Raw genomic sequence first — 20,511 nt, 5'->3', positions numbered from 1 at the left:
AAAAGCCGCATTTCTTAGTCAAAAACGCAGTGTTTCAGAGGTTCCTGCGTATTTAATGAGCATTTAGACCCCGCTCTTCCCGTTTTCGAAGTCATCTCTTAAATATTCGGCCACACTGAACAGGCAATATTTGTGAGTTGGAATTGGTCGTTGGCTTGGTGGCCGGGGCCCTTCCAGACTCTCATGAAATTTCCTTTGAGGGGTTGGGATTTTCCTTCTTCGATTACGGATTTTAGATCCATGTCTATGAAGTTCGGGCCGTTGTATTTCATGGCCACGGGAAATTCTTTGTTCACGTAGCTTGTTAGACCTACCATCGCAGAGTTGTTAGCGGGCTCGTCGTATTCAAAAAACTGGGTGATGTCTTCGCGAGTGAAGCGATAACCGAATTTATTTTCTTCGTTTTCAATTGCAACTTCACCACGATCAGGAATTCCCGTGGGGCCTGTGGTATTCACGTGAACCGTGACCCATTGACCTTCCACCGTTTGACCTGTGCATTCAGAGACTGCGAAGGCGTGACTGGAACAAACAAAACTTGCTAAGAGAATTAAATATTTCATAACAGACTCCTTCAAATTAATTTCTTAAAAACCAAAAAATGATTTCGACTCCGCCGATGGTCATCTTCCCGGAAACTTGGCAGGAGCCTTTTTCCGGAAGCAGACAGGCTCCCCATTCGGGTTCAAAAATCATTTCGCCCTTTATATTCTGAGCCCTATCAAAAACTTTGATTTCGTATTTGTGAAACAAACCTCGTGCATTGCTCGATGGAGGTGTTACTCCGGTTTGTTTTACGATTTGCAACTTCCTATAAGCTTCTTTGCAGTCCCCTGTCGGCTCCATGACTAGAGTTTCCTCAGACATTTTGACGTCCAGATGCGCGGCTTGAAACGCACAGCCCTGAGGTGCAAAACTGAGGTTTGCATTTACGTAGTTTGCGGGATTGACCGGATTCCACCAAATGCTTGGGCTGTAGTTGCTAACTTTTAAAAGTTCAATCAAATGCTCCGAGTTGATAAAGTTGGTATCATCAACACCGCTGATCCAAAGGTATTCATGCAAGACCAAGCGAAGACGTGCTTTGGTTTCCGTGGACCGGCGAAGCTCCGTCCATCGACTGCGGTTGACCTTGATCAAACGCCGTGTCGGATAATAGTTCACGGCATCCCGCTCGTGCCCATTTAAAAAGACATGATCTTCAGAGACCACTTCCGTTGTCATAATCGCAGCACGCAGGTTTGCGGTGTCAAAGACAGGCCTGTTATTTTCAAACAACAACTCCAGCCTTTGTAAAACATCTCGGCCCGTCAGAATAAATTCTGACGAAACCGTGTCCCCTGCATTTCCATGATCCCACCCGACGGCATGCCCGTGAGAACTTAGAAAGGTGGCTGCGACGGCGATCCACGCAGAAATTTTTATTCTCATGGTTTTTTCTCCTGGGAAAGAGGAAAAAGTTGGATGTTCAGCCGATAGACGGCATCACGCTTTCCCTCTTCCATATAGGTTGATAAACGGCGACGAAAATCTTGTATCATCACTTTTGCCTCCGTAAGCCTCGCTTTGGAAATCGCCATGGTAATGCCGCTGATATCTCGCACGTCGACAGGGTCCGCTTCCAATGATTGCAGCGCTTTTTCGATAAACTGCCGATGCCCCTTGCGCAGAGCCGCTGAAGGCACCTGCGAAGGTGTTGCCATGTTTTTTCCCGTTAACTGCCAAATCTGATCACGTTTTTCGATCAGCCCGAGTTTTTCAAGACGATTTAAACATTCAGAGACAATTCCAAAAGGAATATTGAGTCTTTCTGAAATCGCCCGCTCCTGGCCTTTAAAATCTTTTATCTCTAACAGAGCTAAAATCGCAAAATGCTGCCACGAAGAAATCGCTTCCGCACTTTCCATGGCAAGCTCGCTGTAATTGGGAACCGTTTCTGACTCCTCTTTCGCGAAGGTGCTCATGATCAGCGCCTGAGCTTCCACGGGGTTTGTGATATTCAAACCCTCTACGATTTTTTGCGCAGTCTTGATTGTGAGCGGACGCTTTCCTTTGAGAATCGCTGACACTGTGGAAGAATCCATTCCCAACGAGCGCGAGAAGGCTCGGAGGGAATAGGAAGAATTCTTCCTACAGCGTTCAGCAAAAGTGCGTTTCATGTGCTCAACCAACATAAATCTTTATCTTCCTTACTTAACAATAAACGTTGCGTTCGGAGCTTCACCAAATACGCTGGGCGTATACAATGCTTCAGCGCGAGTTGGAGGAAGTTTGAAAGTTCCCGGATTGTTTAACTGAAACTGATACTTCACTGTTGTCACTCCCGACGGAAGAACTTCGAAATAGAACTTATACCCCGAGTAAGATTTTTGACCCGAGCTATAACTTCCATAGGCATCACTTAAAATATTGCTTCCTGCTGGAATCGGATCTTGCATCGCCACGTTTCCAACAGTGCCGCTGGCTTGAATTCTTAATGTGACTTCGATCACATCGCCCGCTTGATAGCCGGATTCACGATTCACATTGCGAATATTCTTTTCAACGGAAAGTCCCAGTCCACGAGGTGCGGTCAATGGCACCGCTGTCAATCCTTGCACTCCAACCCACGGGCTGCCTTGACCCGCGTGACTGACTTGCACTGTGGCTTTGTTGTGAGTCCAAGGTGTCGCCACTTCTACCGAAGAGGACTTACTCCAATCCACGGAACCATTCGCTCTTTCTTCTGGAATTGCAACTAATGAAGAACCTGTGACGATTTCTGATTCATAAGAGCGGGCAAAAGTTTTCAGACCTTGTGCGACCATGGCCATCGTCGCCGTATTGTACCAAGCTTTGGTGTTCACATTCACAAGTCCCACGGCAAGACTTCTTGCGATGTTTTTATCGGCGCGCAGTTTGGCGTGACCTAAAAGAAGGTTGGCACTCTCAGTTGTTTCATCAGAGTAGAAGAATCCATAACTAGGAGCTCCTTTGAGTTGCGCCATGTTCCCTGTATAGACCAAACGCGAAGGACTTAGAAGTTGCGCATAGATTGGCGACGTCAATGCCGTCTCTGGCGTTGCGAAGACATGGAGGAGCCAAACATTGACAAGATCACTGTTGGACCATTTATCAACCGTCGGACCAAAGGCCGCAGGATTTCTTTGCAGCTCTGTCGCAATAGTCACACTCACGGCTTTTGCTGATGCTTGCAGATTTTGGTCTTGGAAAGCATAAGCGCTGCGACCCATGACGGATTGAGCTCGCACCCAATCAAGTGGCGCTTTGCCAACATAGATCGGATCCACGGATTTCGTAAGAACTTGAGACACGGCTCCTTTGAGTTTCTGACTCAAAGCCACCGGGATGAGCTTCAAAGCCCATGGTTCTTGTTGAAGTGAGTTTAGAATAGATGCCGTCAACCACAAACTTCCGCGTCTTGCCTGGGGATAGTATTTCACAAAGCCATTGGCATCCACAGAACCCATCAGAGTATCAAGAACCTTTTTCAATTCATCTGGTTTTGCCTCTGTACTATTTAAGAGCGCTTTATGGAATCGAGACTCTGTGAAAAAGTCTGCAAACATATCTTGAGCCACACGCTGTTGAATTTGTTTGATAGCGCCACTCACAAGACTGTTCGACAAGGAAACGCGGATCTCACCTTTTCCGGGAAGTGCACCCAGTTCTTTCGTCAATTCATGAGTGAAAGACCCATTCTCAAGCTGTACAATATATGAATTATGAATAGCTAACGGAACAGAAGGCAAAATGACTTGCGCCTCGGGTTCCAGGCTGTCCACGAGATTTCCGTTTTCGTCATAAATACGTACGACGTATTCAATACGGTTGGCATCTTCGGAAATCGTGAAGTCACCCAGATCCACAGACTCCGATCCCGAAGGTTCGATTTCAGCTTGTTTCGTCAGAACTTTGCGACCGATCTCTTTGCCGCTGGCATCTCTCACAACGACTTCGACCTCAGTTTTGAATTTGGAAGTCTTAGCACTGTTATTCTGAACTGTCACTCTTACGGGATAAGTATCCCCATGATGGGCAACAGATGGAATATTCGAATACGCTTGCGTATCTTTTTCAGTCAGATAAACCGCTTCACCCGTGCCAAATTTTTGGCCTGAATCTGTTGTGATTGCAAAGATCTTAAAGCGAGTCAGACTGTCGTTTGTATTAAAAGAGAATTTCGCGACACCATTGACCACAGGAATTCCCGGTTGGAATGAAACAAGAGCGTTAAACAGGCGACGTTTAAAGTCTGCTTTCGTACTTCCATCACCGTCCCCGCCTTCATCTCCACCTTTACGAGTGTTCTCGCTTGGAATGTCGGTGTTGTCTGTGGACGTCACAGTTTCCACTCTTTCTAGTGGAGTCACAGTTTCCACTCCATGACCACGCAATTGCATAAGGGCTTCAAGAATTTTGTAGGTCTCATTGTTTTTCAGTTCCAGAATCTTTTCTTCGATGGCCACCAAAGTCACTGTGCCGTTAACCAGAACTCCCTCTTCGGCTTTGACTTGCACTTCTCCTTCGACAGATTCCCCAGGTTGGAACTTTTCTTTATTAATTTTAATAGCGACATTGGATCTGAAACGACTCCAATTCACCTTCATATTGGCATAACCCAGACGATACGTTGGACGCCCAAGATCGATTTCGCCAGGCTTCAGAGTCACCGCTTGCGCGCGTCCCGTGATTGCATAAACAGAGACAAAAGCGTTTGGAGCATATGTCGCGTTCACAGGAACTTCGACAAAACCTTTGTCACACGCGTTTGTTACAAGAGATGCTTCCATCACGTCATGACGTTCAACAGTGAGAAGAGCCCGGCATGCTTTAAATGGAGCCGAAAAACTGACAACCGCACGCTCACCATCTTTGTATTCTTTTTTATTGAGAGCCAGAGGCAATTGTTTTTGGCTCTCTCCATCACCAAAGCCATAGTAATCACTGGCTCCATACACACGACCGTTGCTATCGACTTTAAAGAATGTATGAGCTGTTTGCTTCGAGTTTTTCGCCATAACTTGGAAAGCGTAATTGCCCGCTTTCAAGGTTCCGACCTTGCAGCTCGCCACTTGCTTCTGCATAGAACAGCTTGCGGTCCAACGAACGGGTTTTAATTCACGCTCCAGAGTGTTTTTAATAAGACCGCCATAAAGTTCTTCACCAATGACTTTTGTTTCTACACGGATCACTTTGATTTCTAGATTTCTTAGATCCGTCACATTCTTCTGATCCACGTCTACGATCGCAGCACGAAGACGAGCCTCTGCGCGACTGCCGGAGATCAAGTGGGTCCCCACATACTCCTGAGAGTTATAAATCACTTTCGCTTGTGAAAGAGTTTGAAACTCTCCCATCTGGTCTTTATAGCGAACACGGGCCACCAACTTTTTCGGATGATCCAAAGTTTTTAGAACTTCGGCCACGCTGCGACCATCTGCTACTTTTTCAAGAGCCAGATCTCGAACTAAAGATCCATCATCGCCCGTTTTGAGATCAGGAATTGTCGCCGGACGAGAATGCGTCGGCAACGCGTCGCTATCTCCACTGCTTTCGTCTTCGCTTAATTTCACGGCGCCATTGCCGAAAGAAAAATCGCCAAGATTCTTGCTCTTAAGAGACGTAGACTCAAAGTAATAGGAAATATCCAGAGACAGATTCTTTGCCCCTACACCATTCGCATAACGAATCACCGAGTTCACCGGGATCGTATCAGGTTGAACCAGAGCTTGTGTTGGGAAGGACATAATACCAGACATCAATGGCACCTTGAATTCAGCAACTTCGATGTCTCCTCCGGCGACATTGAAAGACTCCCTTTCAGTGGTACCGATAAGTTCAATATAATACCGTCCCAACTTCACAGTGGAATCACTTGGCACGTCCCAAACAATATTAGAGACGCCATTTTTCCAAGTAAGTTGAAGTTCATAATAAACATCACGATCTTCGGCGCTGATAACACGGGCAACTAAAGGCAGTTGCGTTTCCGCCACTTCACTAAATCCTTTAGCATGCGGAATCTTCGCAATGAGTTCGATAGGAACTTGCTGGCCTGGCTTCACAAGATTCACGCCGACAACACTGTGGAAGTGAGGCTGATTTTCGTTGATGTCACTGTAATACCAATCAATTCCCGGAGCAGCCATCGCATAGGTGCTGGGACTTGCCCACGAAGAATGGGTTAAGGTGAGATCTTCGCCGACTTTAGCTACAACATAGAACGAATCCTTTTCAAAATAAGATGAATAAGCATTTCCAGGGGCATTGCAGTTTGCGGCCCACTCCTGATTTTCAAAGGATGTCAGACCCGAGGCGTCTGTTTTTAGGGTCTTAACTTGTTGGCCAAGACAGTTGTAGATTTCAACATCAGCTCCAGCAAGAGGTTGGGCTCCAGATAAACTTGTAACCCACACCACTGTATTTACTTTTCCTTTCTTTAAATGAACAGCAAGGTCTGTCACCTGAGCTAGAACATATTTAGGATTGAAGTACTGGTCTTCGTCAGAGTAGGAACGTCCCGCCTCAAATGTGGGGCTGGAAACTTCGATAGGATAGAAGCCACTGGCAGGAGACTTTCCCGCATCCGCGAAAGGAAATTGCAAAAAGAGCGGACGATTTTTCGGTCCCGTCAATTGTTGTTCAACGACGGTATTGGCGACTCCTAATGTCTCTAAGGGGCTTGTGTAAACCGGTGTATGTCTGTAAGCTCCCCGACTTTCATAGGCGCGAATGATATTGATCATTGAAGTGACATCGCGAATCGGTTCCCAAACTTTGTCGTCTGTTCCTGTTTTACGAATAGAAATTTTCTGATTGAGATTTACAATTCCAACCGGAAGATAAAGATTCGGAACATTTTTTTCAAAAACAGAAATTTCTTGCGGTACATGAATCACTTCGCTCATGGTGCCGATACGAATATGAAACTCTGCAATGGCATTGGAAAGAAGACGGCTTTCAATATCTTTAAGACCTGGAGGCAGAACAACCTTCGCCTGAGTTTCAGGTTCAATGTTCACATTGAAATTAATGGAATCAACAATGGTGTCGCTGTACTTGGCCAAAAACGGAAAATATTCAGCCAAAATATCAATGATGCTATCCCAAAGTCCCACTTCCTGATTGAGTTCAGGATAACTTCTTACAAGTTTTCCGTCTGTGGATTTATAAGGAATGTATTCAATGTAGGATTCTTTAACATCCATCCACTTTGTATGCCCGTTCATCACGACCGTGATCGCAGAGCGTGGTAAGCAAGTGGCATTCTTCGCACTTGGATTTGCGCATTGAATTTTTGCCTGGAACTGGCTGCGCACTGAGAATTCTTTGGTGAATTTCTTTTCGGAGCGCACATCGCTATTGTCGGCGCTGGCTTGGTTTTCAACTGTGAGATTGACTTGGGCACCTGGAATCAGGTTTTGGCGAAGGGTCGCAAGTATCCAGTTTTTATCTTTGTACTCGACCCCCATATAACGATGGCTGGTAAAGTAGGAGAATAACTTTTCTGATTGATCCAGAGGCACGGCAACCAAAGGCATCTTTTCAGCCGGAGCGTTTGCACTCAGATAACTAATCACACCACTTTGCTCCGTAAAAAAACGAGAACGATCCACAGGCCCGTCAAAGACAATCATCAGCACAGGTTCTATGTCACGCAATGTTCCTTGAAAGCCACGGGCGGCATATACTTCCTGCACATTAGGACCGCTTGCGATCACCGTGTAATTCACAGTGCCCGCTTTCCACGTTGTGGTATTTGAACTTAGATCTTCAAGTTGCGTTATGCTGCATTTTGTCCCGCCGACAACATTGTTCGACGAGTATTCATCCTTCGCTTTGAAGTTATACGTCCACAACGTATCGTTATCAGCCCAGCTTGAATAGCCTTCCATTGCTGGCGAGCAAGAAACTTTGAAAGCTTCCTTCTGACCATTTTTGCTTTTGTCTATTGTTGACGGAAATTTTATTCTTAGTTGAGAAAACGACTCGGTGACTTTTCCAACGGGCTCCGGAATTACCCCGTTGAAATCTTTCACTTGTTCTTTCGCGTTTGCAACGAATGATAAAAATAAAAACGCACTTAAACTTAGAATTCCATTCTTCATAAGTCCTCACTCTTTGATTTATTTTTTTCGACTCTTCGGCGTTGTAACAAGAGCTTCGTGAGACAGGCAATAGATCGGCGGATTATAATTCCGCAAAGTGCGGCAAAAATTTTACACGCACGAGCATAATACGCGGAATCTCTGGCAATTTTTTTATTTTGAGATAGGTTGTTCGTCTATGCGGAAAAACACAAAGATCATTTTCTCTTTCGTTCTTGTCGCAATATTTATTGTCTGCGCTGCCGTTTGGTCTTCAACACCGCACTTTGAAGACGTCGTAAAAATGTCTCTTGGTTCTGATCGCGTTCTTCTTTCTTCCGATGGCGAACCTTTGCAAACGCTGAGAACTGACTTTAAAAAACGACGTCTTTCGTGGTTTCCGTTAACCCATTTCCCGCAAAGTCTGCAAGAGTCCGTGATCTTGGCCGAGGATCAAAGATTTCAGAATCATTTCGGTTTTGATCCTCTGGGTTTAATCCGCGCCATTTCAGCTAATATACAAGGAAAACGTCTTCAAGGAGCGAGCACGATCACCATGCAGCTCAGTGACCTAATTCAAAAAGATGTTCTTCTTCACAATCGGAAAATTAAAAAAGGTTCGCTAGCTCATAAGATCACGCAAATTGCACGAGCTGTCTTGATTGAACTTAAGTGGAGTAAGAAGGAAATTTTAGAAGCCTACCTCAACCTTATTCACTTGCGCAGTGAATTCCAGGGAGTTCCTGCCCTCACCTATGCTTACTTAAATAAAGACCCTCTGGCTTTAGATCCGGCAGAATCCTTGGTTATTGCTTCTATGATTTCGTCACCCAATCAGAATTTAAAGTCTTTAAAGCACAGAGCATGTTTGCTTTACAAAAGACATACGAGTTCTGAAGAGTCCTCTTGCGAAAGCATTCATTCCTCGGTGGAAGCTTTCTTTCATAAATCCCCGGCTATGCCTTTAAGTCCTTCACTTGCTCCCCATCTTGCAAGACGTTTGTTTAATGAATTCCGTGATGAAACGATTCTTACGTCGACTATTCAAGGGAACCTTCAGAAGAAAGTTTACTCTATCTTAGAGAAAAATATTTTCCGGCTGAAAGATTCCAATGTGAATGACACCGCAGCCATCGTTATCGACAATCACACGGGTCAAGTCTTGGCATATGTCGGAACACTCAATACTTCCACCCATCCCCACGTCGATGGGGCTATGTCCTATCGCCAGGCTGGATCGAGTTTGAAACCTTTTATTTATGCCAAAGCCATTGAAAACAAAACTTTGACCGCGGCTTCCATTTTAACGGACGACCCCACCGCCATCTCCTGGGGTGGCGACGTGTATCGGCCCTCTAACTATGACAAACATTTTCATGGACCTGTCGCCGTTCGGGAAGCTTTGGCATCCTCACTGAATGTTCCGGCTGTGAAAGCTGTAACGATCATTGGTTTGCATGAGACCTACAACATCTTTCAGTCTCTGCGGTTTTCAAATTTAAAAGAGCCGGACTTTTACGGTGTCTCCATGGCCTTAGGAGCTGTTGAAGTCCGCTTGGACGAACTTGCCAATGCCTATCGCATGCTGGCCAATGGCGGAGTCTGGTCTCCGCTTCGCTTCGTTCAGAAAAATTCTGAGGTTTTGTCCGAGGAAAAAAGAATTCTTTCTCAAGAAACAGCTTATATCTTAAGTTCCATTCTTTCGGACCCCAACGCACGTTCCATCGGATTTGGTTGGGACACTCCTCTTGAAACTCCGTTTTGGACGGCGGTGAAGACGGGAACGAGCAAGGACTATCGCGACAACTGGTGTGTCGGTTTTAGTGAACGTTATACCGTGGCCGTTTGGGCTGGAAATTTTAATGCGGAGGCTATGAACAAAGTCAGTGGTGTTTCCGGTGTCGGCCCCTCTTGGTATGAAATCATGAACGCCTTGCATAGCCAAGAGCCGAGCCGGCCTCCTTCTCGCCCTGCCAACATTGTTGAAAAAGACGTGCGCCATCAGTGGGCCAACTCTACTTACAAAGAGTTCTTTATTAAGGGGACTGAACCTGCCCAAGATATCATCGAGCCTTCTCTTGATAAACGTGTGCAATTCGTCTTTCCCGCGGAAGGCTCGGTGCTGATTAAAGATCCTCATTTGGATCAAGAACATGTGGCTCTCTTTGTTCGTTTTAAAGGTGCCATTCCCGCAAGGAGTCAGCTTCTTTGGAACGGAAAAAATTTGGGGGACGCTGTAAGTCCTTTTAAAATCACCACTCCCCCTGTCGGAAAGCATGAGTTGTCTGTTCTTTCCAACGACGGAAAGGTTTTAAGCAAAGTTTTCTTCACCATTCGTGGAGCCGAATAAATTTAGCGATAGCCTGTCGTATCCGCGCGTTTTCCAGCATCCTGAACTTCAACGACATACTTCCAGGCATCGGGACGACTGCCATCGATATCTGTAAATCCATAAACTTGGGCGAGCTGTCCGCTTGAAAGGGTTTGACCGCTCCAACGGGAAACGTCGGGATCTTTCGCCAAGGCGACAACAGCACGTCCTACGAAAGCAGGACTTTCAGAGATGGCAAAGTGGGGTTGAATTTTCGTAGCCTCACACCAATTGTCCTCGGTCACTTTATAAGCGTCGAGCATGGCTTCGGATCTCAACCATCCTGGCGAAAGAGCTACAGCCGTGGCTTTATAAGGTTTTAATTCGTGCGCCAATGAAAATGCCATACGCAGATTTGCCGCTTTAGCTAAATCATAGAAGAAGGAAACTCGATAATTCTTGTTATTGTATTCGTTTGTTCCATCCGTGATTTCCACCACCAAACCGCCGGGATTTTTAATAAGAAGCGGAAGTGCGAAGTGACTTGTGATGGCATGAGTATCAATAGCTAAACGCAGAGTGTGCAATCCATAATCTAAAGTGGATTCCCAAACGGTTTTTCCCCACTCCATCTTTGTGGCTCCCCAAATGTCATTGACGAGAATGTGTAAAGCGCCTTGTTCTTTTTCAATGCGAGTAACAAGGGCTTTCACCTCTTCAGGAACAAGATGATCCACGCGAACGGCAATTCCCTGACCTCCGGCTTTTGTGACAAGCTCCGCAGTTTCTTCGATGGTTTCTGGACGATTCATTTCAGAGCGCTGGGATTGACTTGATCGTCCTGTCACATAGACGGTCGCTCCGGCGGCACCCAATTGAATCGCGATACCTCGCCCTGCTCCTCGAGTTGCTCCTGCGACCAAAGCTACTTTCCCTTTCAACGATTTTTCCATTTTCACATCCCCGCCTTTTTCAAAATTTATCATGCAACCGGGGGAAATGTTGATAGGCTTCTTTGTCTTTACTCGTCAAATTTGTATGTAAACATAGGGCGTTCTCTGAGGGACGCAAGAGGTCGATTTGCGCCACTTGCTCAAAATTTTAGACAATTCCCCTGCCTCAAATCTTTTTTAAGGGGATTTCGGCCTGGAATAAATCTCGCAAATGAGCTCTTTGTTAAATTTCCGGGACGTATGGAGGATCTCCTCATGAAGCGTATGATTGCATTTTTATTGATATTCGTTTTGGCGAAAAATGCCTCTGCAAGCTTAGGTCATGACCACCTTGAAGAGGACCATTTTAACTACCAGACGCTTTGCCTTGGCGAGGAGTGTGCTGAACACGAAGCCGAACTTTTAAGTCTCGAGGAAGCCACCCCTCAAGCAGAATACATTCAGGCTAAGATCATGCCGGGTTCTCTGCTTATGAGAAACATCACGATCCAACATCCTGAAACGGGCGAAAGAATCGTTGTGTCTCAAGAAAACAGCGATATCGACTATATGACAGCGGATGGAGCATTGGCAGAGAGCTTGTTTGATGCTGCTTACGTTCTAATTCCTAACTACTATTTCCCTTCTGACTACCAAAAACTTGCGGCCAAAGGTGGTGGCGGTGGCACGGCTGTCTCTAAACTCACCGTGTGGAATGAATGCAAAGGCAATATTTTTGGCCGCTATATTGTTGGCGGAAAATGCTCAGCTCGTCCTATCCATCCAAGTCTTTTGAACGTGATGGAAAAGGACCTACTAAGAGTCCTTGGCGCTAAGAAAGTGGTATTGGTTCATAAAGGAATTATGGGAGACGCCCGCCACCAGGCTAAGAAAAGCTTGCACAACACGGGACGCGCGATTGACGTTGCAGAAGTGATTGTGGATGGTAAATCGTATCTTTACTCCAAAGCCGTCGCTTCAGAAAAATCTTCGGAGCGTGCGTTTTACTTAAAATTGATGGCTGGCTGGGAAGGTGCTGTTAAAAGTCGTTGCGGAAGCGTTGTCGCGGCAACGACGATCAACTGGACGAATGCAGATCACCGCAAACATTTGCACTTGGGCACCACTTACAACTGCAAAAACTAAAATCCTTTAAGAAAATCTTGAAGTTCTTTTTTCTCAGTCTCTGACAAATGAAATCCTGGAGGCGGCATCTCGCCTCTTTGAACTAAGGACTCAATCGTTCCCGTTTGTTGCCTTTGCAAGGCTCCTCTGGCAAAAATCCCCTCTTCTTTATGACAGTATGTGCAGGTTCGAACTTTGAGTTCATCGCGGTCCTCTTTCGTATGAAATCCAAAAGTCACTTTGAGCGTGGGATCTTCTTGATCGTGTTCAGGCGCGTAGTGAATTCGTCCGTAGGTTTTAATACGAAGATTCCATAGGTGAACTTTCATTCGCTCTTTCCATGACAACGAGGCTTCCTCACTGTCTTCAATGGGACGAAGGGCTCTCGGGCCATTATTGTGGCAAATAAAGCAGCTCGCGCGATACGAAGTTCGTTGATGAACCAAGTCTTCTTCCCAAACCAAAGAACCCGGTTCGAGTTGATAGAATCTTGCCACCATAGGCTTCTTCGTTTTATCGATGACAATAGCCAGACGCTCCCACGTTTCCGCTGTGGGGTGACGGCCTAAATGACTTTGATTCATCATCCAGACATCTTTGTCTTTACCGGGAATCCATCGAACTTCATTAAAAACCGAATTTAAATCCTGAGTCTTTGATTCTTCGGATTCGATGAATACAGACTTGGAATCAACCATAGTCAAAATCAGGCCTCCCGCAATGAGGAGACCTGACAGGAACAAAAGCTGAGCTAAGAACCACTTTATTCGTAACATGTGAAGTTATACTCTTGAGATCCAACCTTGAGTTTGGCGTAGTAATAATCCTTTGGCCATACTGCATTCATGCAACGTCCACATCTGCCACCGTGATCTCTAGGTTTTACGAGTTGCAAAGAGACCTCTTCCCCTGTTGTCGCTGGAGCCATTTCATATCCAAGTCCCGTGTGCGTGCCGACAAAAGATCCAGAAAATTCTGGCGTGGTTAGGGCCGCTTTCACTGTCGTCAAACGAGTGTATTCGTGCTCGATTTGCAAAGAAGACTGCTGGTTCTCGTTTGTACAGTCGAGTTTCCACGTTGCAAGGGCCAGGGCCTGTGATGAACCACACAGAATTGTTAAAGCCATCATCCATTTTTTCATTGTTCTCTCCTTTAGGTGCGCCATAAGTGGCTTCCATGCCCTGTGGTATATGCCAGCTCTTAAAATAATAAAAATTCATTGTTTTTATGAATCCATTAGAATAATTAATGTCTCATGAAAATCTCAAACCTGGGCCTTCAGGCCTTTGCGCAAACAGCTTTAAACCTCAATATCACTCAGGCCGCCAAAGAGCTGGGCCTGACCCAGTCAGCGCTTTCCCAAAGAATCACCCAATTGGAAAACGAACTGGAGGTGACCCTCTTTATTCGTGAACCTCGTGGGTTGAAACTCACCGAAGCCGGTGAACGCCTTTTGCGTTTTTCAAGCCTCAATCAAAAGATGGAAGAAGAACTTTTAACGGAGTTTAAAGGGAGCAAAGAGGAGTTGGCGGGAAGTTTTCGTCTAGCGGGCTACTCTTCGGTTTTAAGATCGGTGATCATTCCGGCTCTCTCCCCATTTCTAAGAAAGAACCCCAAGGTTCATGTGGATTTTCAGTCCTACGAAATGTTCGAATTGCCGGATATTTTAAATACTGCGCGAGCGGATATGATCGTTATGGATTATCAGTGGAAGAAAAAAGGTATTGCCGAACACATTCTGGGACATGAAGAGTTTGTGGTTATAGAAAGCACAAAACACGACACGGCATCAGACCTCTACTTAGATCATGGTCCTTTGGATAATGCCACCGAAGAATTCTTCAAAGCGCAAACTCGGGCGCCGAAAAGCCTGCGTCGCTCTTTTATGGGGGATGTTTACGGAATTATTGACGGCGTGGAGCTGGGGTTGGGCCGAGCTGTCATGAGTCGTCATCTCATCGAAGACAACAAGCACGTCCGCACTGTTGCGGGTTATGCAAAATACAAACGCCCCGTGACCCTGCACTATTTTGAACAGCCTTATTACTCTCGCTTAATGACGAAGGTTTTGACGGAACTCCAAGAGCGCGTTGTTCTTTAGCACGGCTTTGTAATTCTCAACTTTTCTAGACGTGGGCTTTCAGATTATCTAAATTCAAAAGACGATCAGGAAGCCCTATGACCGAGTCTGAACGTCAGCTCAAAAAGAATATCGAAGAGTTTTCCGTCTTGGCCACCAAAGTCGCTGACGATCCCAATTCTAAAAATGTTCATCAGTTGCGCATACTCTCACGCAAATTGCGGGCGGCTCTTTGGGTGTACAGCAAAGGTTCTAAGATTCAACCACCGCCCCGACTTAAGAAAAACCTCAGAGCCTTAGGAAAAATTCTGGGCACCAATCGCGAATTGGATGTCCTTCTTAAAGACATGGAGACCTATAAACTCAAGGACAAAAAATCTGAGAAAAAGAAGGATAAAGAGTTTCAAAAATTGCCAAAGTTTCTAAAAAAATCGTTTCGTTCCGATTTAGAGAGTGATCTCAGAGTATTCCTAACAAAGACTCACGGCGTGTCTCTCGTCAAAAAGGACCTGCTAGTGCAAATCAAAAAAGGGATTGGAAAGTGGCCCAAAGAAATCCCCGACGATAAAAAGGCCCTGCACGAAATTCGTATTGAAACGAAAAAAATGATCTATCGTATGGAGATTCTCTCCGTCAAAGCTCCCCTCCTTAAATCTTTGCAAAAGAGTTTGGGGCGCACCCATGATCTGGAACGCCTACAGAAAAAAGTGGGCGCTCATAAAAAGGTCGATCACGACATGGAGCTGCTTTTAAAACGAGCTGAGACCTCCTATAAAAAGATCACCGCCTAGGTTTTTGACAGTCCTTTCCTTTTTTCCGTTCCAGGTCTATCTATTGCGAAATAACCCTGAAACTATCATCTTAGGGGCCATGACACTGGGTCTTCGCATCTTATTTTACGCTCTTTGTTTTATGCTTGGAACAATTCAAGCCAAAGCGGCTTCCTATGAGGGATCTGATTGCGCAGATGGCTCCGTGGTTCTCGGTTTTACGGGCGACATCCTGGTTCACGATGCTCTTTACAAGTCGATTCTTCCGTCACAAAACTTTGTGGGCCTATGGAAGAAAACCATTCCTTTGTTTAAAAAAGCCGACTACATGGTCGTGAACCTAGAAGGCCCCGCCGCCTTGGGTATCGATAAATCCCAACGCGATGTCGGCGACGTGGGTTTTACTTATGATCTCAATGTTTACTCCGGAACCAAGTTTGTTTTTAACTTCCATTCACAAATTCTTCTGGACCTCAAAAATTCCGGCGTGGATTTGATCGGCAATGCTAATAATCACTCTTTAGATCGCGGGCCCATTGGAACCGACAAGACGATACAGATGGCTCAGAAGATTCAAATTCCCCTCGTTGGCGTTCGCGAATCTTTCAATCCCAATTTTGAAAGATTTCACATCGCCGACGTGAAGGGTTATCGTCTGGCTTTTATCGCTTGCACGGAAATGGTCAACAGCGGTGTGGACCCTAAAAAACAAGTTCTTTTCTGCTATAAAGACTTTAATGAAATTGAATCCATGATCAAACGCCTGAGTGCCCGTTCTGATATTGATGGCGTTGTCGTATTGCCGCATTGGGGTGTCGAGTACACTCAAACACCCGACAAAAGGCAAACAAGTTTTGCAAGAAAATATTTGGATGCAGGCGCCATCGCAGTGATTGGTTCCCATCCCCATGTTTTGCAACCGACGGAAAAATACATCACTCAAGATGGTCGCGCGACATTGATTGCTTACTCTTTAGGAAATTTCTTAGCATTTCAATCAGGACTTGAAAAGAAAACCGGCGCTGTCATTTATCTTCGTCTGGGACGCAACGCTTATGGAAAAACGCAACTTTTAGCTTCTTACTATACGCCGACCTACCGTGATGGCTACGAAGTATTTCCCATTAGCAGTCGCGGCGCCAAAGACGTTTTAAAAGAAGCAGCGAAGCATTTAATCAATGAAACGCGCATAGAGCCTGACCAGCTTATCTGCCTAAGAAAGTCCTTGTAAGCCTTCATTCCTAGGCCTAGTGTGAAAACAGGAGTTTTCTCTATGGCCAAAGACAGCTGGAATCCTTCCCAATACGAAAAATTTAAAAACGAACGATCTCAACCTTTCCTAGATTTACTTGATCTGGTGAAACCTTTTTCTGAAGGGACTGCTATTGATCTCGGTTCTGGAACGGGCGAACTCACCTCGCTTTTGCACGACACATTCAAACCCAAATCCACAACCGGCTTAGAACTCTCAGATGCGATGCTCGCCAAAGCAAAAAGATATGAAAGACCGGGACTTTCATTCATCCAAGGAAATATTGAAAACTGGCGTCCTCAGGACAACTACGACCTCGTCATCTCAAATGCAGCTCTGCAATGGTGTGGAGATCATGCCGACATTTTCAAAATGATCAAACGAGCTTTGAATCCCCATGGTCAAGTTGCCGTACAAATGCCGATGAATCACGACTATCCCACCCATACCTTAGCTCGACAAATGAGTGAAGAAACTGAATGGAAAAACCTTCTAAGAGGCCAAACGTATAATAAGTTTGATGTGATGCTCAGTCCTGAGGACTATGCTTCTTTGCTTTTTAAACTGGGATTTAAAGAACAAAATGTTTTTGTCAAAGTTTACGGACACACTTTGGATTCTCGGGAGCAAGTCATTGAGTGGGTTAAAGGTTCGATGCTCACCCACTTTCAAAGTCGCCTTTCAGAAAATGACTTTGAGCGATTTTTAGAAGACTACACGAAAAGACTCTTTAAAATTCTTCCCGACGATCATCCTTTCTTTTATCCATTTAAAAGAATATTTATCTGGGGAAGATTATAAGGAAAAGGCGCTGGGTTTCAGCGCCTTTTCTTTCTTTATTCTGTCACTTCTGCAAACTTTCTTTCTCTTCGATCGAAGCGAGCAAAGAGACTGTACACGCAAGGGACTACATACAAAGTCAGGAACGTTGAGACCAACACGCCCCCGATCACCGCAATGGCCATCGGTTGACGAGCTTCTGCTCCAGGACCAAAGCTGAGTGCCGCTGGCACCGCACCTGCGATGGTCGCAAAAGACGTCATCAAAATCGGTCTTAAACGGGTCGGACAGGCTTCCGTCAGGGCTTGGTTGACGTGAATGTGTTCTTTATCCCGTCTTTGATTTGTGAAATCCACTAGTAAGATCGAGTTCTTTTTCACGATACCCATCAACAAGATCAAACCAATCATACTGAAGATATTGAGGGACTGCCCGCCCACCAAGAGCGCCAAGAAAGCTCCCGAGAAACTGAACGGCAATGCCATAAAGACCGTGAACGGATCGATGAAGCTATTAAACTGGGACGCAAGAACCATGTAGGCGACAACGAATCCCAGAACCAAAGCAAAGATCAAACTTAAGAAACTCTTTTGGAACTCTTCTGCCGATCCGCTCAAAAGAACTTTGTAACCTTCCGGCAAATTCTTCTTTGCCACTTCTTGTGCCTTGTCTACGGACTGTTGCTGACTTAGACCCGGCCCGATATTTCCGTAAATGATGATCGAACGCTGACGGTTTTTACGAGAGATACTGGAAGCCACAGCCGCTTCTTTAATATCCACAACATCAGCAATGGACACGAGCTCGCCACGATTGTTACGGACTTTAAGTTCTTTGATGCGATCTTGCGGAGCTCGACCGTTGTCGATCATTTTCACGCGAATATCATAACGATGGCCGCCCTTTTCATAACTGCCGACAACCACACCACCCATCATCGCATTCACCACTTCACCGATGGCGATCACACTCACGCCACGATCCGAAGCTTTTTGACGATTTGGAATAATCTGAACCTCTGGCGCTCCAGCTTGGTAATCCGAATTCACATCGGTCATGATTTTTTGCGTTTTAAGTTCTTCAACGATTTTTTCCGAGAACTTACCAAGCTCATTCCAGTTTGGTCCTTGGATGCTGAACTCCACAGGGTATCCTTTACCACCGCCGCCGCCAAAGCCTTGCGTTGATGGATCTTGCACTTGGGGTTTCGCATCTGGAATTGTCTTATTAAGGTACTCACGCACCACTTCGATAAATTCCTGCTGACTTAATTCTTTTCCTTTAACAGCGTCCTTGCCACGTTTTCCTTTTGGTTTTAGGTCCACGAAGATGATGGCATTATTCGCTTCACCACCTGTGAAACCACCAGCCGCAACGAAGGAAGAGTTCACTTCAGAACGCTTGTGCAAGAAATCCTCGATGATCTTTACTTTTTCATCCGTAAAGCTGATCGCCGACTTCGGTGGATTGCTGATTTGAATCATCAGCGAGCTTTGATCTTGCGCTGGTTGGAACTCCCCTTTGAGGAAAGCCACGGAAGAAAAACTCAGCACGAAGAACACCAAAGAAGCCATGATGACTTTCCAACGATGTCTTAAAGAAACCTCAAGAGATCTTGTGTACATCTCTCTTAATTTGTCATAGCTGGATTCAAACGCACGACCTAAACGTGTTTTTCTTTCTCCTGACTCTACAAATTGTGAGGCACGCATTGGCGTCAATGTGAGGGCCTCAAGCAATGAGATCATCACGGCCGCACTCATGGTCACACCGAATTGGAACAAGAAACGACCAATCAGACCTTCCATGAAAGCGATCGGCAAGAAGATCGCAACCAAAGAAACGGAAGCGGCCATGGCAGCAAATGTGATTTCGCGGGCACCGACCAATGCGGCCTCACGACGTTTCTTTCCCATCTCCAAGTGACGGATGATATTCTCTAAGACCATGATGGCATCGTCGACAACGATACCGATGGCTAAGCTTAGACCCATCAATGTGAAGATGTTCAGTGTAAATCCTGCGAAGTATAAAATAATGAAACTTCCCAAGACGGACGTTGGAATCGCCAGTAAAACGTTGAATGTTGAAGACCAAGAGCCTAAGAACAACCAACATACCAAAGAGGTCAAAAGAGCTGCGAGAACCAAAGTCAAAACAAGCTCGTGGACAGATTCTTCCACGAACTTCGTTCCGTCATAGTTCACAACAATCTGTGTCCCCTCAGGCAAGGTCTTTTGAATTTCAGCGATACGATCTTTCACCGCATGGGCTACGGAAACGGCATTGGAACCACGTTGTTTAACGACGCCCAAACCGACGGCTGATTTCCCATTAGCACGGGCAAATTGCACCACATCGACCATACCCTCTTTAAAGTCAGCGACTTTTCCGAGAGGAATGGGATTGTAGTTCGGACCTCCGCCACGAGTGTTCACCAGAATATTGTTAAACTGATCCAGCTTCTTCGCCTCACCCAATGTGCGCAAACTGTACTCGGTTTTTTCGTACTCCGCGCGTCCTGCAGGAGGTTCGGCGTGTTCTGCGCGCAAAGTATTTATTACGTCTGTCACCGACAAGGCGTAGTTATTCAAATCTTTATTACGAACCCACACACGCAAGTTCGGCTCTAAGTAACCTGGCATCCACAAGTTACCCACACCCGGCACCGTTGTCAGACGGTCACGAATCTGGTCTTTTACAAAGACCATCATCTCTTCCATACGCATGGTTGAACTGGAAAAAGACAACCACATGATTGGGAAATCTTCCGGGTTGATTTTCATCACCGTCGGCGGGTCCATATTTTGTGGAAGCGCATCTTGGATCTGCGACATCTTGGCTTGAACGTCTTGGAAGGCCACATCAATGTTGCGTTCCAAATCAAACTCAATGGTCACATCGGCCGTACTATTGCGTGCCACGGACGTGATATTTTTAACTCCTTGAATACTGATCAAAGCATCTTCGATGGGATCGATGACGTCGGCTTCCATAACCTCTGGCGCCGCCCCTTCATAACGAACGGACAAAGCGATAACCGGGAAATCGACGTCAGGGAGTTCACTCACCCCCATGCGCATAAAGCTGATCGCCCCGAAGACGATCAAACCAAACATAAGCATCCATGCAAAGACGGGTCTACGGATGGATAAATCTGATAAAGTCATT

The 20,511-nt window shown here is 45.7% G+C and carries 14 protein-coding genes; 6 read left to right on the top strand and 8 right to left on the bottom strand.

Annotation, left to right across the window (positions count from 1 at the left end; all coding sequences use genetic code 11):
- Positions 1 to 98: 98 nt before the first annotated feature.
- The 4 genes from ACL934_RS07755 to ACL934_RS07740 are packed head-to-tail and all read right to left on the bottom strand — an operon-like array spanning position 99 to position 8,111.
- Positions 99 to 563 (bottom strand): hypothetical protein, encoded by a 465-nt coding sequence (locus ACL934_RS07755; RefSeq protein ID WP_374079574.1) that lies wholly within the window; start codon positions 561 to 563, stop codon positions 99 to 101.
- 16 nt (positions 564 to 579) lie between these two features.
- Positions 580 to 1,431, bottom strand: a complete 852-nt coding sequence (locus ACL934_RS07750; RefSeq protein WP_374079572.1) for a hypothetical protein — start codon at positions 1,429 to 1,431, stop codon at positions 580 to 582.
- Positions 1,428 to 2,159, bottom strand: a complete 732-nt coding sequence (locus ACL934_RS07745) for a TIGR02147 family protein (RefSeq protein WP_374079569.1) — start codon at positions 2,157 to 2,159, stop codon at positions 1,428 to 1,430. Before ACL934_RS07745 ends, ACL934_RS07750 begins: the two co-directional genes overlap by 4 nt.
- Before the next feature lie 30 nt (positions 2,160 to 2,189).
- Positions 2,190 to 8,111: an alpha-2-macroglobulin family protein gene (locus ACL934_RS07740; protein ID WP_413613279.1), complete on the bottom strand. Its 5,922-nt coding sequence runs from the start codon at positions 8,109 to 8,111 to the stop codon at positions 2,190 to 2,192.
- 178 nt (positions 8,112 to 8,289) lie between these two features.
- Between ACL934_RS07740 and pbpC the strand changes: the two genes are divergently transcribed.
- Positions 8,290 to 10,440, top strand: coding sequence for a penicillin-binding protein 1C (gene pbpC, locus ACL934_RS07735; RefSeq protein ID WP_374079565.1), 2,151 nt, complete (start codon positions 8,290 to 8,292; stop codon positions 10,438 to 10,440).
- 2 nt (positions 10,441 to 10,442) lie between these two features.
- On the opposite strand, the gene ACL934_RS07730 is transcribed toward pbpC, so the two are convergent.
- Complete coding sequence (locus tag ACL934_RS07730; protein ID WP_374079563.1) at positions 10,443 to 11,354, bottom strand: SDR family oxidoreductase; 912 nt, start codon at positions 11,352 to 11,354, stop codon at positions 10,443 to 10,445.
- Between the two features lie 255 nt (positions 11,355 to 11,609).
- Between ACL934_RS07730 and ACL934_RS07725 the strand changes: the two genes are divergently transcribed.
- Positions 11,610 to 12,479 carry a hypothetical protein gene (locus ACL934_RS07725; protein ID WP_374079561.1) on the top strand — a complete coding sequence of 290 codons (870 nt, stop codon included), beginning with the start codon at positions 11,610 to 11,612 and terminating at the stop codon, positions 12,477 to 12,479.
- Here ACL934_RS07725 and ACL934_RS07720 read toward each other — a convergent pair.
- The gene (locus tag ACL934_RS07720; protein ID WP_374079559.1) at positions 12,476 to 13,234 is read right to left on the bottom strand and encodes a hypothetical protein; all 759 of its coding nucleotides are present in this window, start codon (positions 13,232 to 13,234) and stop codon (positions 12,476 to 12,478) included. The two genes, ACL934_RS07725 and ACL934_RS07720, sit on opposite strands and share 4 nt — an antisense overlap.
- Positions 13,222 to 13,599, bottom strand: a complete 378-nt coding sequence (locus ACL934_RS07715) for a hypothetical protein (RefSeq protein WP_374079557.1) — start codon at positions 13,597 to 13,599, stop codon at positions 13,222 to 13,224. Before ACL934_RS07715 ends, ACL934_RS07720 begins: the two co-directional genes overlap by 13 nt.
- A 114-nt stretch (positions 13,600 to 13,713) precedes the next feature.
- On the opposite strand from ACL934_RS07715, the gene ACL934_RS07710 reads away from it, so the two are divergent.
- The 4 genes from ACL934_RS07710 (at position 13,714) to ACL934_RS07695 (ending at position 17,361) form a co-directional block, all read left to right on the top strand.
- Entirely contained in the window at positions 13,714 to 14,559 is an 846-nt protein-coding gene (locus ACL934_RS07710; RefSeq protein ID WP_374079555.1) for a LysR family transcriptional regulator, read from the top strand.
- Positions 14,560 to 14,636: 77 nt separating this feature from the next.
- Positions 14,637 to 15,329 carry a CHAD domain-containing protein gene (locus ACL934_RS07705; protein WP_374079553.1) on the top strand — a complete coding sequence of 231 codons (693 nt, stop codon included), beginning with the start codon at positions 14,637 to 14,639 and terminating at the stop codon, positions 15,327 to 15,329.
- Positions 15,330 to 15,408: 79 nt separating this feature from the next.
- On the top strand, positions 15,409 to 16,539 hold the full coding sequence (locus ACL934_RS07700; protein ID WP_374079550.1) for a CapA family protein: 1,131 nt from the start codon (positions 15,409 to 15,411) through the stop codon (positions 16,537 to 16,539).
- Positions 16,540 to 16,581: 42 nt separating this feature from the next.
- Positions 16,582 to 17,361 (top strand): methyltransferase domain-containing protein, encoded by a 780-nt coding sequence (locus ACL934_RS07695; RefSeq protein WP_374079548.1) that lies wholly within the window; start codon positions 16,582 to 16,584, stop codon positions 17,359 to 17,361.
- A gap of 35 nt (positions 17,362 to 17,396) precedes the next feature.
- Here ACL934_RS07695 and ACL934_RS07690 read toward each other — a convergent pair whose 3' ends face one another.
- The gene (locus ACL934_RS07690) at positions 17,397 to 20,510 is read right to left on the bottom strand and encodes an efflux RND transporter permease subunit (RefSeq protein WP_374079545.1); all 3,114 of its coding nucleotides are present in this window, start codon (positions 20,508 to 20,510) and stop codon (positions 17,397 to 17,399) included.
- Between the last annotated feature and the right edge of the window lies 1 nt (position 20,511).

It is taken from the genome of Bdellovibrio sp. HCB-110, from assembly GCF_047323225.1.
Classification (GTDB): Bacteria; Bdellovibrionota; Bdellovibrionia; order Bdellovibrionales; family Bdellovibrionaceae; genus Bdellovibrio.
The sequence above is the reverse complement of the archived record's forward strand: the minus strand, read 5'-3'. Positions and strand labels throughout refer to the sequence as shown.

Excerpts from the sequence above, each read along its gene's own strand:
- ACL934_RS07755 (WP_374079574.1), bottom strand. The coding sequence starts at position 563 with ATGAAATATTTAATTCTCTTAGCAAGTTTTGTTTGTTCCAGTCACGCC.
- ACL934_RS07750 (WP_374079572.1), bottom strand. The coding sequence starts at position 1,431 with ATGAGAATAAAAATTTCTGCGTGGATCGCCGTCGCAGCCACCTTTCTA.
- ACL934_RS07745 (WP_374079569.1), bottom strand. The coding sequence starts at position 2,159 with ATGAAACGCACTTTTGCTGAACGCTGTAGGAAGAATTCTTCCTATTCC.
- ACL934_RS07740 (WP_413613279.1), bottom strand. The coding sequence starts at position 8,111 with ATGAAGAATGGAATTCTAAGTTTAAGTGCGTTTTTATTTTTATCATTC.
- pbpC (WP_374079565.1), top strand. The coding sequence starts at position 8,290 with ATGCGGAAAAACACAAAGATCATTTTCTCTTTCGTTCTTGTCGCAATA.
- ACL934_RS07730 (WP_374079563.1), bottom strand. The coding sequence starts at position 11,354 with ATGGAAAAATCGTTGAAAGGGAAAGTAGCTTTGGTCGCAGGAGCAACT.
- ACL934_RS07725 (WP_374079561.1), top strand. The coding sequence starts at position 11,610 with ATGAAGCGTATGATTGCATTTTTATTGATATTCGTTTTGGCGAAAAAT.
- ACL934_RS07720 (WP_374079559.1), bottom strand. The coding sequence starts at position 13,234 with ATGTTACGAATAAAGTGGTTCTTAGCTCAGCTTTTGTTCCTGTCAGGT.
- ACL934_RS07715 (WP_374079557.1), bottom strand. The coding sequence starts at position 13,599 with ATGAAAAAATGGATGATGGCTTTAACAATTCTGTGTGGTTCATCACAG.
- ACL934_RS07710 (WP_374079555.1), top strand. The coding sequence starts at position 13,714 with ATGAAAATCTCAAACCTGGGCCTTCAGGCCTTTGCGCAAACAGCTTTA.
- ACL934_RS07705 (WP_374079553.1), top strand. The coding sequence starts at position 14,637 with ATGACCGAGTCTGAACGTCAGCTCAAAAAGAATATCGAAGAGTTTTCC.
- ACL934_RS07700 (WP_374079550.1), top strand. The coding sequence starts at position 15,409 with ATGACACTGGGTCTTCGCATCTTATTTTACGCTCTTTGTTTTATGCTT.
- ACL934_RS07695 (WP_374079548.1), top strand. The coding sequence starts at position 16,582 with ATGGCCAAAGACAGCTGGAATCCTTCCCAATACGAAAAATTTAAAAAC.
- ACL934_RS07690 (WP_374079545.1), bottom strand. The coding sequence starts at position 20,510 with ATGACTTTATCAGATTTATCCATCCGTAGACCCGTCTTTGCATGGATG.